The organism is Bradyrhizobium sp. 186 (assembly GCF_023101685.1).
Lineage (GTDB): Bacteria > Pseudomonadota > Alphaproteobacteria > Rhizobiales > Xanthobacteraceae > Bradyrhizobium.
The window spans coordinates 2,905,337-2,920,801 of the sequence record NZ_CP082164.1; the positions used below are offsets into that span (position 1 = coordinate 2,905,337).

The window sequence follows — 15,465 nt, forward strand, 5'->3', positions numbered from 1 at the left end:
GTTGATGTCTGCGATGTCCGCACGAAACCTCTTCGAAAGGAATGTAACCGCCATTTTACACGGATTAGGAAATCAGAATTCCTTCGCGAGACTTTAAGCAATGCTTATGAAACGTTGCGGGCAAAATCGTTTAGAAGAGATATCTGCACGCCACAGCCGCACCCCGCGATGGTGCGACAAAAGGACGTTTGTGGCAGGCCGTAGGAGCAATTGATCGCTGCGTTTTGCGCATCCGGAGGCACGCGATGTGTCGGCGCCTCATATCCCTGTCGGTTCCCGGGCTGCCGATCCTTTCCGGCATCGCTCTCGTGATCTCGTTGATGTCGAGCCAACCGCTCGTACGCGCTGCCAATTCGCCCGTGACGATCGGCGGCCCGTTTACGCTCACCTCACCTGAGGGCACGACGGTCACCGAGCAGGCCTACCTTGGGAAATGGCTTCTGGTTTATTTCGGCTTCACCTCGTGCCCCGATACCTGCCCGACGGCGCTCCTCGAGATTGCCGCCGCTCTCGGGAAGCTCGGCCCCGACGCCGACAAGCTGCAACCGCTGTTCATCACAGTCGACCCGTTGCGCGACACGCCGGCGGTCATGGGGAACTACACTCAGTCATTTGATCCGAGGATCGTCGGGCTCACAGGCACGGCGCAGCAGATCGCTGCCGTTGCCCAGGAATATGGAGTCTACTACGCACCTCGTAGGAGTGGGCCGGGCGCTGAAGACTACGTCATGGACCACGGCGCCTATCTTTACCTAATGGACCCTAAAGGCAGATTCGTGCGCGGTTTTGACGCCAACACGCCAGGCGACCGCATCGCCGAGGCCGTGCGCAGCGCCATGGCAAAGACGCGCGAGAATGCAAGTCATCAGGGACGGTCGACGCAATGAGAGTGCGTCCTGATCAAGGGGTGTTGCGCGGACGTTTGATAGCGTCGCAGCGGGGAGGGCTCTCATGAATTACGACGGCTATTTCCTTCACGCCCTCGCGCGGTTACGGGACGAACGGCGTTACCGCGTCTTTGCCGACCTTGAGCGCATCGCCGGAAGCTATCCCCATGCCGTCTGGCACTCGCCTGCCGGCCCGCGCAGCGTCGTGATTTGGTGTTCCAACGACTACCTCGGCATGGGACAACACCCGAAGGTGATCGGCGCCATGGTCGAAACTGCAACCCGCATGGGTACTGGGGCGGGCGGCACCCGTAACATCGCCGGCACCAATCATCCGCTGGTCGAGCTTGAGCGCGAGTTGGCCGACCTCCACGGCAAAGACGCGGCGCTCCTGTTCACCTCCGGCTACGTGTCGAACCAGACCGGAATTTCGACCATCTGCAAGCTGATGCCGAGCTGCCTGATCCTGTCCGACGCGCTCAACCACAACTCGATGATCGAGGGCGTGCGCCAATCGGGGTCAGAGAAACACATCTGGCGCCATAACGATCTCGGCCACCTCGAAGAGCTGCTCAAACAGGCCGAGCCCGAACGGCCGAAGCTGATCGTGTTCGAGAGTCTTTATTCGATGGACGGCGACGTCGCGCCCATCAACGGCATTTGCGATCTTGCCCAGCGCTACGGCGCGATGACCTATTGCGACGAGGTGCATGCGGTCGGCATGTACGGCCCACGTGGCGGCGGCATCACGGAACGCGACGACGCGGCGCACCGCGTCGACGTGATCGAGGGGACGCTTGCCAAGGCGTTCGGCTGTCTCGGCGGATACATTGCGGGCAAAGCCGCAGTGGTTGATGCTGTGCGATCCTACGCGGCCGGCTTCATTTTCACCACAGCCCTTCCGCCGGCGATCTGCGCCGCCGCGACCGCGGCGATCCGCCACCTCAAGACCTCCAGCCGGGAGCGTGAGCAGCATCAGGACCGCGCGGCGCGCACGAAGGCGGTGCTTACGGCGGCCGGCCTCCCGGTCATGCCGAGCGAGACACACATCGTGCCGGTCCTTGTCGGCGATCCGGAGAACTGCAAGGCGGCGAGCGACCTTCTGCTCACCGAGCACGGAATCTACATCCAGCCGATCAACTACCCGACCGTGCCGCGCGGCATGGAGCGGCTGCGCATCACGCCTTCGCCCTATCACGACGACGGCCTGATCGACGCGCTCGCCAAGGCACTGATCGATGTCTGGGACCGACTTGCCCTGCCGCGCAAGGACCAGGCGATCGCGCAGAGTCACCTTTGCAAAGAGTTGAACGCCGCCTTGCCTCGACCGAGCGATCGAGTGCATGCCCAGTCAGATCATGGTGTGCCACGGGGACGTGTCCTCGCGTCGCGTGCGACGTAACTCGCGGCAATTCGCAAGACGACGTTGCTACTGAAGAAGCCCAAATATGGCCGGTCACGAAACCCGGTAACGTCCGGCTCGTAGCCGAGCCCCGGCCCTTGGGGTACCGTGATGGTGCCACTCGCATCTACATCGATGCGGTCGCCCCAAAGGCACGCAGCGCGGTTCATGAAAAGCACTTCGACGAACGTGGAATCGTCGCGCAGCGACATAAGCTGCAGCGTCGCGCCGCGCCGCCCGATATCCTACACATTCGTGGGCTCGCTCGGGTGCGGGGATCGGAGAGCGGTGTGGCTGGATCGGGCGCCGGTGGACATCAATATTGCGGGAGCGGCGACCAGGAGGTAGCAGGCGGCTCCGACCCTGAGCGTCGTATCGATACTGAAGACAATGCTGGTGGCAACGGCGACGCTTGCGGCGAGCACGCCTGCGGCACCGTTGATGCCCCAGGACCATGGCGTGGGGCCCGCGCTGATTGCAGAGACCAGTCGCATGCCGGTGGGAAATCCAAAGCCCATCAGGAAGCCTGCCGGCGCCAGGACAAGAACACAGAGGCCGGCGCGAACGAGAAGGCCCGCTCCATCAAGATCGACCAAGAGCGGAGGCAGCCAGAACGGCAACGCAAACAAGTAAGCGGCACTCGCCACGCTCCAGGCTAAGAGCTTGCCTGTTCCGGCAAGGCGCATGCGCTCGGATGCCAGGCTGCCGAAGCCTGCCCAGAGGATCAGGCTGAACAGAACGACACTCAACGCGTAGACGGGATGACCGAGGAAGACGCTCATTCGCTGCAGGAGAGCGATCTCGACCATCATGAACCCGCTCCCGATCAGAACGAAATAAACGGTGCCGCCCACGGCCAGCTGCCAGCCGGCTTCTCTGACCGTCGGCTGCAGCGGGACGATGATCGTAGCGGCGACCAGCGCGACCGAAATCAAAACGAGCATGGCAAGGGTCAGCGTCGCGATCAGGTTGCCCGCGAAAACGCCGGTGTGAGTGAAGTGCGAGAACACGTCCGCGTCAAACAGCGTGGCGAACCGTAACTGGTTGAAGAAGAAAGGGCGTGCATCGGTTGGCGGCGTGAGGTCGAGATAGAAGCCGGTCGTCGCCCGGTCGAGCATGCGACGGTCCGTAGCACTGATGATCTTCTCGAGCACGACCGATGGCGCGGACGTGTCCGGGCTTAACAGCACCGTGAATTCATTGACATTGGCGGCGTCCTCGAGCGCCCTGCGCGCCGCCGGCGAGAGCGGCGACTTCGTCACGATCAGTGTCGCTACCTTCCCCGCTGCGGCGAGGAACAGGTGGCGGCGGGGCTCGGCGGCGCCGCTTGCAAGAAGGGTTGCGACGGCAAGGCTGACCAATCGCCCGGTCTCGTTCACTTCGCCGGGCGCGTACCAGCGGCTCACCGTGAACAGGCCACCTGGGTTAAGCCGATTGAGAAAGCGTTGCCAGGCCTCGACTGTGTAGAGACCATTTTCTGTGAGGGTGAAGGCGCCGGCGCCCGTCGCCGCCCAGGTATCGATCAGGCTCATCTGAATGACATCGAAGGACCGCGGTGTGCGTGCAAACCAGCTGCGCGCCTCGTCGACCTCGAACTTCACCCCATCCAATGTGGCAATCGCCGTATAGCCGGAAAAGTGGCGCTCCAGGACGTCGATGATGATCGGATTGATCTCGACGCCCGTCACGTCACTCAGACCGAAGAGGCGTTGCGACAGGACGTCCCGACCGCCGCCCACGCCGATCACGGCACCCGTTTTCAGGTCCGGAATGGCATAGGCAAGGTTGGTCACGTCATAGCGCAGGAACCCCAAGTTCGCGAGGATTCCATCGAAGCGGTACAGGGCGGTGCCGGCGCCGCCGTCGATATTCAGCGCCCGCTGCTCAATGGTCGAATGCGGCAAGCGCGGCGAGGCGCCGAACATCGCCGGCGGGACGGTTTCGCTCCGACTGACGGTGATGCGGGAAAACGAATCCCAGCGATCGTACGCAAGATCGGCCGGCATTTCCAAGTGATTCTTGATGATCGTCGGTCGAACGCTATAGGTCGTGAGCGTGTTCGCAATCGCAAAGAGTAGGCAGCCTGTGACAATGCTTCGGCGGTAGCGAAAGAGCTTGGACCGAGCGAAGTGGCTTCGGGCAGGGTGCCGAGTCCGGAGCCGGCGAAGCCGAGTGCCGCGAGCCCGATGAGCGCACCGACCCACAACACCGCTGATGGCCCGCTCATCACATTCAGGAGCACGAGGACACCGATACACCCAGCGGCCGCACCGATCAGATCCGCTCCGTAGACCTTTTCGATTGCATAGGGGCTGCGCGTCAGGGCAAGGCTCACGACAACGCCCGAAAAGAAAAATGGAACGGCGAGACAGAGCGCGAATTCTGCCCAAGCCACCAGGGAGGTGAGCGACGGCGAAGCACCTGTCACCAACGTCAATTGCACGAGCATGGCAAGATCGGCCGTTAAGGCGAAGGCCAGCGCCACCACGGCTAGGTCGTAGGACAGTTGCTCCGGTCTGAACTTCTCCCTGCGCAAATAGACAAAAACCGCGCCAGCGGTCAGGCCGAACATGGCAATACTGATGACGAAGAAGGCCAGATGGTACCATGAGATAACGGAAATGATTCTGGTCTCGATGATCTGCAGCATCAGCGTCGCTGCCGTTACCAAGCCAAGAGCCACATAGAATCGGACTCTTCGGCCGGTTTCGTCCCGCGATTCCGCTTTCGGTAGATGCACGCGCCCTCCCCGCCGGTATGCGGCTGCCGAGCTGGGCCCCAGGGTGATCTGGGCTAGTAATCTTTCCGTACGGCCTTGCGACGGCCCACAATAAACGTTGCCCCTCACTCCACAACAAATGTTACTCAGACAGAACGACGGGCATTTAGCGCGGCAATTGGAGCAAAAGTGCGCCTGAACATTTCAGGTTCAGCGCGCAGAGAACGCGGCCCCAAGTCGCAGTGATGGCCAGACTCGATCCAGACAGGATCGGTCCCGCTCGCTTCCGGCGCTGATCAAATTCTCAAGCGCACGAGACCGCGGCCCGGCGCCCCTTTTTGAGCCCTGCAAATGCGCAAGATCGGCGGGGGGCCACGAGTACCGGGTACCGGGGACTCGAGCCTCGAAGCGCTTAATTCGTTATTCGCTCGGGAAGGCTTGGAGGAGATCACGACCCACGACGATCGACGTTACGCGGACCTTTTCGAATTTCGACGATTTCTGGCGGGCGCAGACGCCAATCTTCAATCCGATCACCGGGATGATTACGGCATTGCCGGAGAGCGACCGTGTGAGACTGATCGAGTCAGTGCAGGCGGGGGTGCCAGTTGGTCCCGCCGCGTCGCCCATTCAGCAGCGCGAATGCTATCAAGGCAGACGTGCCAGAGTGACGCGCCGTATCTGCGGAACTGTTGCACCTGACCGGGTCGGTGATCATGTTCCAGGTCCTGAGTTAGCCTCAGTCCTTCAAATCATATTCAGCTCTGAGCCGCGCAGCGATCTGTTCGATCATTTGGCGACGATCGGCGTCGTCTACTGATCCTTCTTGCACTACTCTCGCCGTCCAACTATCGCCATCAGCCTGAACGGAGATCATTATATCGGTCGGCCGGTCACAGATATCCTCCATTTCCACCTTTATAGCGGCTTCAAGTTCAGCGGCTGTCTTGCTCGGCTTTTTCATGGTGCATGTCTCGCCGCGGGTATTGGCTCCATCGCTCGACGGGAGCAAACCAAATTGCGGCCCGATTATATTCTTTCGGTGCTCAAATAGGAGGCTCAAGATGATCCGTAAGATCATCGAGCGACATTTCTGTCCGCGTGCCCGGAGTGTCGAATGTGGTCCCGAACGACACCGGCCTCGGCATGTACGGCCCTGCCGGAGCCGGGATTGCGGCGCGTGAGGGCGTGATGCAGCGCATCGACGTGATTGAGGGGACGCTCGCATCATGATGATATTTTGATCGATCAACTGGCCGAGGCGCTTACAGATGTCTGGCGCCGCGTCGCCTTGCCGCTCGAGGGCTGCGTGATCGATGCGGCGGAGTGAAGGAGCAACGTCCTGTCCCTGTTGCAAGCCTTATGAGGTGGGGCATTCGACGGCGCCGCCGGCACTGCTCACAAGTGAGGAGCGCGATAGACTTGAAGCCGTGCTTTGAGGCATTAGCTAAAAGGGAATCAAGCGAAGGACCCACACAATGAGCGAATGGCGGGACATCAGCACCGCACCTAGAGACGGGGTGTTCGTCTTGCTGCACAATGACCACTGGTCGATCGATGTGGAAGGATTTTGGCACAAAGGCAGTCAGTCCTGGTCTGCCAACACGCGCGTCCCGGGCATCGAAAACCGCGTAATCAGTCCAGAGCCGCCGACGCACTGGAAACCACTGACGGTCGAAGAAGAGAAATACTGAAACCGCGGCCCTTAAGCGCAAGCTCTGGTGGCATCCGTCACAGCGCATCGCAAAGTCGTAGTGACAATCAATGCGAAGGCGAACGATTCTGTGCTCGCACGTTGAGGCTGGCGGGCGAGCGGGGAGCTACGATCATGATTCCGCTCGGCGTTTGCATTGCAGCATTTCTTAGCGTTCCCATGGTAGCGGCGACCAGCGCGTCTGCCGAGAAGAAGAAAAAGGCCGCGCCGCCACAGTCGCGAGTGTAATGTTCGCTATTGATCGGTAAGCGGACCCGTTGCGGACATGCCGCTGGTCGCAGATTGATCCTGAACGGACGTTCTGGGCATGGCCACATGCTTACTTTGGAGCGACCTTGGGCGACACGTAGTGGCTGACAATTTTCCAGTCGCCCCTTTCGAATGATCACCCATGTCGGTCGAAATGAGACCGGGGGCGCGTTTCGTGCTTTGTGCGGGTGGATACCGGTAGCATACCGGCGGCTCACGGGCCGCGCGAGAGTGCTCAGATATGGCGAGGCGGCCAGGAGCTAGGTTGAGAGAAACCGAAAGGCATTAAATTGCGGTGTAACCTCCATCGACTATCAACTCTGAGCCCGTGATGAAGGCCGCATCATCTGACGCGAGAAACAGGATCGCCGCCGCAACCTCCTCCACGGTTCCGAACCGGCCAATCGGATGAGCTGCAATCAGCAGGCCCTCCACCTTGTTCGAATCGAGATCTGGCCGCACGCGACCGGCCCCCGTGATCAGCTCGTGCGCCATCTCGGTCTCGATTACACCGGGGTGTACAGAGTTCACCCTAAGGCGATAGCCGAGGCGACTGAACTCAACGGCCGTCCCCTTCGTGAAGAGCCGAACGCCGCCCTTTGTCATTGAATAAGCTGAGGCAATTCCTGCGCTCACAATCCCACCCACCGACGAGACATTAATGATCGAGCCTCCGTGAAGCGTATACTTCGCGCGCTCCCGCATCACCGGAAGGGCGGTCCGCGTGCCGAGAAACACGCCGTCAAGGTTGACCCGGCATATGGCATGCCATTCCTCGAGCGTCGTGTCCTCGGTGCGTTTCACCAGCATCATCGCCGCATTGTTGACTAGCACATCAAGGCCGCCATATCGGGTGGCAGCTAGACCTACGGCGGCCTGCCAATCGTCTTCAGCGGTTACGTCGTGGCGGACGGGCGTTGCTTCATGTCCCGCCGCTCGGATGGAGTCTGCCACGGAAATCGCGGTTTCGAGTCTCCTGTTGGAGACAATAACGTTCGCCCCTTCCGCAGCCAGCCGCTTGGCCGTCGCAGCGCCAATCCCGCGACCGGCTCCAGTGACCAGCGCAACCTTACCGTCGAGCCGCCCCAACTGTCCCTCCACCGATTTCGCGCTCAGCGCAGTTCCTCGAGCAGCATCTTAGCTTCGATCAAATCGGACGTCCCGAACCCTTCGCTGAACCAGCCGTAGACCGGTGCGAGGAGACGGCGAGACTCGCTGGACTTGCCCTGGTCGCGCCGGAGCTTCGCTAGGCTGGTGGCGGCGCGCAGCTCCCACATCTTAGCTGCCTGCTCGTGCGCAACCGCGAGGGCTCGACTAAAACTGATTTCGGCGTGGCATTGATCCGAGCAACGTGCCAACAGGTCGCCCTGGAGCCGATGTAGCTCTGCCTCGAACCAGCGATCGCCGGTTGTCTTCCCTCGCTCTAGCGCCTCATCCAGAGTAATTAGCGCCTCTTGTGTTCGATTTGCCTTCCAGAGAGCAGTGGCCAGCACCGATCGAAAGAACGGTTGGGTATAATTCGCTCCGGTAGCGCTTAGGGCCGCCAAGCCTTGGCGCACGCATTCAGTCCCGCCCTCTCCATCGCCTTCGTCAGCCCGAACACCGCCACGGTAAATGGTCCCCATAGCATGGAAGAATGGAAATCCTTGCGCAGCGGTCAGGGCCATTAGCTCATCGACGCGATCACCGAGGTGGGGGTTTCTACACGTGAACAGGAGCCGGCACGCGGCTGCTAGAATGTAGGCCAGTGTTGAAAGGTGTTGCATTCCCCGTGCTTCCGCCACGGCCTCGCTACTGCGCACCAGCGCTTGATCCGGGTAGCCCAGAATAAAAAGGACCAGGGACAGCCAGCTCAACGCGGAGGCGCGGTTAAACCTTGGGGACAGGAAGACGGAAGCGCACTCCTCAGCGTCGTGACTCAAGGCAACAGCCCGTTCCAGATGGGGTCGCGCTGTGCTCACCTCGCCGCAAAAGAAGCCCACCATGCCCACCATGTGATGCCCCATCGCCAAGCTGCCTGGGTCGTTCAACCTCCGGGCCAAGGCGAGCATTTCCTCGGCGTTCACGCGGGCCATGCCCAATTCGCTCCGTATGAGGTGGAAGGCCAATTGCCCGTACCCGATCAGCAGCATCCGCTTGTCATCGCCGGCTACGCGGCTGAGCTCGCGTGCGCGCGCATAGGCCCGGCCAGTCGCCGGCGCCGAGTAGCCGTGCCGCGCAATCAGGGCCTCGCCCAGGGCGACTTGCAACTCGACTTCCTGGCGGTGCTGCTCGGCACCATTAGGTAGGCTCGCTAGCAGTTCGAGGCCCTTGCTCAGCTGCGCGATTGCTTCAGCGTTTGCCGAACGCGCCAGGGCGCGAAGTCCCGCCGCCGCCCAATATTGCACCGCCTCGGCGGTGAGACCCGCTTCCGTGCAATGCTGAGCGAGACGCTCCGGCTGAGCGTTCGCTACCTCTGGAAGCTGCTCTTTCAACGCCCGCGCGATGCGCGCGTGCAGCTCACGGCGCTTGCCGCGCAACAGTGTGCCATAAGCTGTCTCCTGGACGAGCGCATGTTTGAATGTGTAAACGAGATCTTGCGATGTGCCGCGCCGAAATACCAGCCCCGCCTCGGAAAGTCGGTTTATCGCGCGGTGCAGCTCGGCTGCATCCAACCGCGCCGCCGTGCTCAAAATCTTTTGGGAAAACTCGCGGCCGATGACAGCACCGATCTGTGCTATCTCCTTGGCAGCAGTGCCGACATTATCAAGCCGCGCCATCAAAGAGGCATGGAGCGTTGCTGGAACAGCGATAACACTTGAATGGGTTCTCGCAAGGAACGAGCGAGAGTCACCCTCGCCACCGCCTGCCTCCAGCACCGCCTTTGTCAATTCCTCTACGAAGAGCGGCACGCCATCCGCCCGTTCGACGATTTCGGCCAAAATGTCACTCGGCAACGGATTGTTACCCGCAATTTGCGCCACAAGGGCCGCGCCATCATTACGATTGAGCCGACTGAGGGAAATCACAGTGACGTACTGAGCCCATGACGGCGTGAATTCGGGACGGCACGTGACGAGGAGCAGCACTGGCAAGCGTTCGACCCGCTCCAACGCAGCGTCGAGCAACTCGCTGGAGGTCGGATCGATCCAATGCACGTCCTCATAGACCATCAATATCGGCTGTTGCCGCGAGAGCAACTCGAGCTGACGCAGGAGTGCGGCGAACGTCTCCTCCCTCTTTCTTTGTGGGCTAAAGTTCAGCAGCGGGTAGCGGTCAGCGGAAGGCAGGGACAGCAGTTCGGCGAACAGTGCCACGTCATTGTTCGATGATGCCGTCGGGGCGAGCAGCGCCTCAAGTTTGTCGAGCTTTGCCTCCGGCGGGTCCTCTCGCTCAAAGCCAGCCGCGCGTTCGAGCTGCGCGACGTGAGGGTACAACGCACTGTCCCGATAATAGGGCGAGCAGAAGTAGCGCAAGCGGACGTGTGGCTCGTTTTCGATCCGCTCTTGCACCGCCTTCGAGACGCGAGACTTCCCGATGCCGGGGTCGCCTGAGAGCAGGACGACTTGGCCCTGGCCTGCCTTGGCCCGCGCCCAGCGCTGCAAGAGCAAGTCGACCTCCGCCTCGCGTCCAATGAGCGGCGCCTCACCCGACCGGAGTGCCTCGAAGCGGCTTTCAACGGCACTCTCGCCCAGTACCCGCCAAGCCCTGACCGGCTCGGCAAAGCCTTTGGCCTCCACTGCACCGAGATCTTCATAGTGGAAAAGTCCGGCCGTAAGCCGGCGCGTGCTGGCAGAGATCAGGACCATATTCGGCTCAGCCAACCCTTGCAGGCGGGCCGCAAGGTTGGGCGTTTCCCCAACGACCCCGCGTTCCTGTGCGGCCCCTGAACCGATGAGATCGCCGACGACAACTAAACCCGTGGCAATACCGACGCGGAGCCGCAGCCGCTCGGATGTTTGCAGCCTTCCGACGGCGTCGACCAGCGCGAGACCAGCCCGCACGGCGCGCTCGGCGTCATTCTCAAGCGCCTGCGGGTAGCCGAAGTAGACCAGCACCCCGTCGCCCATATACTTGGCCACGAAGCCCTCGTGTTGCCCTACCAGCTCGGCGACGCACGTCTGGTACGTCCCGATCACCTCGCGCATGTCCTCCGGATCAAGCCGGGCTGAGAGTGCCGTCGAGCCGACCAGATCACAAAACATCACCGTCAGTTGACGACGCTCGGCGCCATCGACGTGCGACGGTGTCCGAGCGATTGTCGCAGCTTGCACGAGCGCAGCAATCCCCTTCAGCAGTCGCTTGCGATGTCCAAGCACGACCCCAAGCTTCTCAAGGTCGGCGTCCGTGAGCTCGGGCAGGACCTCCGCATCGATGCCATTGTCGCGAAACGCCACAATGTACTGCTGCAGTCCTAAGCCGCGCAGCCACTTCTCGAGGTCCATGTCCCACCTCCACGGTGGTGACGGGGGACTCCTCTAACTGATAATCTAACACGCCGTGCAAGAGCGCGCCATGCGGAAAGCCGGCTGCTGAAGGCGAAGCTGGTCGCAAAGTCATCGTGTGGCTAGGGGAAACCCGAGGGTCATCGCCTCGAGCGAAACCAAGCGCATTGCCGTTAGTGGATACCTGCTTTTGGCACCGAACTGACGTGCCGGCGGTCCAAACGCATGTCCGTTGAGGAGAACGAAACGGACTCGGTGCGGATGTCACTTTAGGGCGTCGCACCGACCTTCGCCGTCAGCCTCAGTTTATCGCCATCTTAATCCAATCCATTACCAACTGCTGCTTGAAATGGTTCTCTGCCCAAAGCGCAGAGGGTGATCAGTTCTAGGGATGGGTAGGGTGACGAAGGGAGGGATCGGTGGATGGAGGGCGGGTGGGTTGGGTGGATGGGCAGACGGAGGGAACACTGCCTCAAACTGATATAGCGAGAGGGTCATCAGATCACCGCGTCGAATCTGCACGCATTCTAAAGCGGTGGGTGGAGTGAAAATCCAGTCGACTTCGGGGCACAGGATTGGTACACACGGTGTCCTCGGGCGAACAGCAAGTGCCTGATTTTGTTGGGTTTCTGAAAGTTGTGCGGCAATCCCTTCTTCTCCGCCAAACTCAGAGAAGCGCAGCAAAATCAACAGCGGTTGTTTTCTCCCGGCTCTTTGCCATGCGATCGGTACACGCGGTGGGTCTTCGCGCATGTGAACGGGGGACTAGCGACTGTTTCACAACAGATTTCATTGCTGCATGAGTCCGATTGGCGATAAAGCATCGCGCCTTGACCTGGAAGCGCGTCTCGGTTCGCCGGCGCAGGTTCATGTCAGGACGATCCGACCTCTTGATGCAACTCGCCACCCCGCATCAAGCGGCGGGCGATGTCGGCTGTCTGCAATGACGCGCGTTCGGTCGGTGAATGGGCCGCCAGATAGCGGGCAACCGCGATGAGGATGTGCCGGCCCTCGTCCGTGGCGCCCCACGCGCCGAACTGCCGGACTCCCGCCTCCAGCATCTGATAGGCATGGAAGCCTGCATCTTCGCGCAGCACCGCATGGGCGAGCGTGACGATCAGCGCCTGCGGCGAATGGCCGAGCGTGAGATGCCGTGCCACCAGGCTTGCGGCGAGATCGACCTGTCTCTGCCGGTCGAAGGCGTCGAGCAAGGCGGCGCCGATCGTCTCGGGATCCGCAGGCAGGTCATCGAACTGCTCGCCGCCGTCGCCTGGGATGCGCGCCGGCGGCACATTGAGATAGCGAGCAAGGTAGAGCGCCATCGCTCCGTGCAAGACGCCGCGGACGGCCGTGACGTGAGCGTCGAGGTTGGCCGTCCCGATGCGCGTCAGCATCTGGTGGACTGCGTTGGCGTAGGTGAAGACGTGATGCGCCGTCTCCCAGTCGGCATGCTCGTTGGCATTGCCGAAGCGCGCCACCCGGAGCGCGGCCGCGTACGCGAGGGATTGGCCAAGGTCAGCTGGAGCGGCACCGGCGCGGATCGCCTCCTTGAGCGCGTCAACGATCCTGGCCGGATCGTCACCGAGCAGCTCTTGAGCAAGTGCGGCGTGGGCCGACCAGTCACGCACTCCGCGTCTGGCAGCGAACAAGTCCGCGAGTTCGCTGGTTGATTCCTCACACAGCACAACAAGATCAATGGGCTGGCGCCAGGCCGTCGATTCCTCGGCGCCACGGGCCGCTACCATCTGACCGACGACAGTCGGCAGCAGAGCCGCCGCGTGTTGCCAGCCGATCAGATCGAGGCACTCGAACGCCTTGTTGATGAAGTCGAGCGAGTGCCCGGTGTCGGCGAAAGCCCGCTCGGTCTCGGCGGCGAACAGGGCATCAGCGAGTTCGGCCGGGGAGAAGCCGGCCGCAATCGCCGTGAGCAGGGTGCGCTCGGCCGCCTCGCGATGGCGCACGTTGGTCCAACGCCGCAGCCAGCGTTTGAGCGCGGCCGGATCCGGTCGGCTGCCAAGCGGCGCGCGTTCCCGCCGCGGTGCCTCGCCGTCGCAGTCCGCCGCCACGCGGCGTGCGCCGTGGAATAGAGCGAGATAGGCGTCCTCCTCCGGCAGCACAGGCAGGATATTGGCGAGTGCCGTAAGGATCGTAAGGCCCACGCCCCAGCCGTCTCGATTTTGCGCCCCGAACAGAGCCACCTCCCGTACGATTTCGGCCTGCGGTACGCCGGCCGCGAGCTGACCATGCAGGGCCTTGGCAATGACGAGGCCGAGGTCGTGGGCGAGGCCGATCGCAAGCCGCTGATGGCAGTGCGCGGCGAAATCGGCATGCGTGAACGTGGTCTTTACCCAGACGTCACCATTGCGCACCTCGACCGGACAGATCGGCACGTCGTCCGCCCACAGGTCGAAGGTGCAGCCGCTTTCGAGATCGAAGCGAGCGTGGTGCCAGTGACAGGTCAAGATGCCGTCCTCGACGCTGCCGCGCTCGAGCGGGAAGCCCATGTGCGGGCACCGATTGTCGAGGGCGAAGACGCGCCCGCGGTCGTAGATGACGAGGATCGGACGATGGCCACCGTGCACAACGAGCCGCCCCTTGAGCTTCAGCTCCTCAAGGCTGCCCGCCAGCGCAAATTCCTTGCTAGGCGCATCCATGAGCATACCTCCCATTGTCGCTTTGGGGGCGCTGCAGGTACTCCGCAACATAGGCATCCTCTCGCGCAAAGGCGAGAGGATGCCTGGCTTAGGGCTGCGCGAGACGGGCATAGAGATGAATGTGCTATATGCCGATCGGGTTTCGAGCGCATCCACGATCATGTTCCGCTTTGCGCCTGGAGCTGTCGTCCCTCTGCTTGAGCATACTGCTCTCGACGTCCTTTCCGGAAGCTTGAAGGACGACGAAGGCGAAGTCACCCCCCGGAACCCATGTGTGGCGATCGGGAGGACGCAAGAACATCGCGTATGCTCTGAACGGAGCCGTTTTTCTCTCCTTTTCTTCCTCAAGCCCAACCGCTTTGAGTAGGGAGAGAGTTTCTTCACCGAATAGATGTGGTCCTGGTGGACCCAATAATACCGGGTCGAGGGTGATCGCGCTTACGAGTGCGATCATTCGAGGCCTCATGCGCACGCAGAGACAGGGTCGGCTTTTTGAAAAGCGCCCGGACTACGCCCGGTGACGCAGCGCATCGACCAACAGGTCGAATGCAGCCGATGATTGTCGGCTGATCGGGTAGTAGAGATGATACCCCGACCAAGGGACGCACCAATCTTCAAGCACTCTCGTGAGATTTCCTTTCGCGATGTGAGGCAGCGCGAGGTCCTCAGGCACGTAGGCGAGGCCGAAGCCAGCAACCGCAGCATCGAGCACCTCGAAGATGCCATTGAAGACGAGTTGGCCTTGCACGCGCACCTTCACTTCGTGCCCCTCCTTTTCGAGCTCCCAGGCGTACAGCCCGCCATAGGTGGGAAGCCGCAGATTTATGCATTTGTGGTCGACCAGATCACCAGGGACCACCGGTGCGGAGCGACTGTCGAAGTACGACGGTGAGCCGACGACCGCAAAGCGAACGTCGGGGCTGATGCGGACTGCGATCATATCCTTCGCGACCTGTTCGCCGAGACGCACGCCGGCGTCGTAGCGCTCGTCGACGATGTCGACGTTTCTGTTTTCCAGCGCGATCTCAACCTTAATGTCCGGATACTTCGCAAGAAGCTTTGCCAGCTTTGGCCAGAGGATCCACCGAACCGGGTAGTCGCCCGCCGTGATCCGGATGGTCCCGGCTGGTCTATTCTGGAACTCGCCCAAGGTCGCAAGCTCCGCTTCTAACTCATCGAGCCGGGGAGCGACAGTTCGAAGCAGGCGCGCGCCGGCCTCCGTGGGACTGACGCCCCTCGTGTTGCGGGTAAGCAGCCGAACCCCCAAGCGCCCTTCGAGCTCGCGGATCGTGTGACTGAGCGCGGACTGCGAGACGCCGAGCTTCGCCGCAGCTTTCGTGAAACTGCGTTCGCGGCCGACCGCCTTGAAGGCTCTGAGATCGTCCAGGTAGCCTCGCTCCATCTGCCGTCTCTTCT

9 protein-coding genes are annotated in these 15,465 nt (G+C 61.7%); 3 read left to right on the plus strand and 6 right to left on the minus strand.

All coding sequences use genetic code 11. From position 1 onward, the window contains the following. The first annotated feature begins 245 nt into the window (after positions 1-245). Both IVB18_RS13725 and hemA read left to right on the plus strand, forming a co-directional pair. The gene (locus IVB18_RS13725; protein WP_247989622.1) at positions 246-887 is read left to right on the plus strand and encodes an SCO family protein; all 642 of its coding nucleotides are present in this window, start codon (positions 246-248) and stop codon (positions 885-887) included. Between the two features lie 64 nt (positions 888-951). Further along, positions 952-2,289 carry a 5-aminolevulinate synthase gene (gene hemA, locus IVB18_RS13730; RefSeq protein WP_247989623.1) on the plus strand — a complete coding sequence of 446 codons (1,338 nt, stop codon included), beginning with the start codon at positions 952-954 and terminating at the stop codon, positions 2,287-2,289. Positions 2,290-2,534: 245 nt separating this feature from the next. Here hemA and IVB18_RS13735 read toward each other — a convergent pair whose 3' ends face one another. Both IVB18_RS13735 and IVB18_RS13740 read right to left on the minus strand, forming a co-directional pair. Beyond that, the gene (locus tag IVB18_RS13735) at positions 2,535-4,295 is read right to left on the minus strand and encodes a hypothetical protein (RefSeq protein WP_247989624.1); all 1,761 of its coding nucleotides are present in this window, start codon (positions 4,293-4,295) and stop codon (positions 2,535-2,537) included. Between the two features lie 1,452 nt (positions 4,296-5,747). Beyond that, positions 5,748-5,972 (minus strand): hypothetical protein, encoded by a 225-nt coding sequence (locus tag IVB18_RS13740; protein WP_247989625.1) that lies wholly within the window; start codon positions 5,970-5,972, stop codon positions 5,748-5,750. 514 nt (positions 5,973-6,486) lie between these two features. On the opposite strand from IVB18_RS13740, the gene IVB18_RS13745 reads away from it, so the two are divergent. Then, the gene (locus IVB18_RS13745; RefSeq protein WP_247989626.1) at positions 6,487-6,702 is read left to right on the plus strand and encodes a hypothetical protein; all 216 of its coding nucleotides are present in this window, start codon (positions 6,487-6,489) and stop codon (positions 6,700-6,702) included. A gap of 554 nt (positions 6,703-7,256) precedes the next feature. Here the strand turns inward: IVB18_RS13745 and IVB18_RS13750 are convergent. The 4 genes from IVB18_RS13750 to IVB18_RS13765 all read right to left on the minus strand — a co-directional run bounded on the left by IVB18_RS13750 (position 7,257) and on the right by IVB18_RS13765 (position 15,451). Further along, a complete protein-coding gene (locus IVB18_RS13750) occupies positions 7,257-8,060 on the minus strand; it encodes a glucose 1-dehydrogenase (protein ID WP_247989627.1) in 804 nt (267 codons plus the stop codon). 23 nt (positions 8,061-8,083) lie between these two features. Then, complete coding sequence (locus IVB18_RS13755) at positions 8,084-11,395, minus strand: adenylate/guanylate cyclase domain-containing protein (RefSeq protein WP_247989628.1); 3,312 nt, start codon at positions 11,393-11,395, stop codon at positions 8,084-8,086. Positions 11,396-12,267: 872 nt separating this feature from the next. Beyond that, positions 12,268-14,049, minus strand: coding sequence for a Rieske (2Fe-2S) protein (locus IVB18_RS13760; protein ID WP_247989629.1), 1,782 nt, complete (start codon positions 14,047-14,049; stop codon positions 12,268-12,270). A 508-nt stretch (positions 14,050-14,557) separates the two neighbouring features. Then, the gene (locus tag IVB18_RS13765) at positions 14,558-15,451 is read right to left on the minus strand and encodes a LysR family transcriptional regulator (protein WP_247989630.1); all 894 of its coding nucleotides are present in this window, start codon (positions 15,449-15,451) and stop codon (positions 14,558-14,560) included. Between the last annotated feature and the right edge of the window lie 14 nt (positions 15,452-15,465).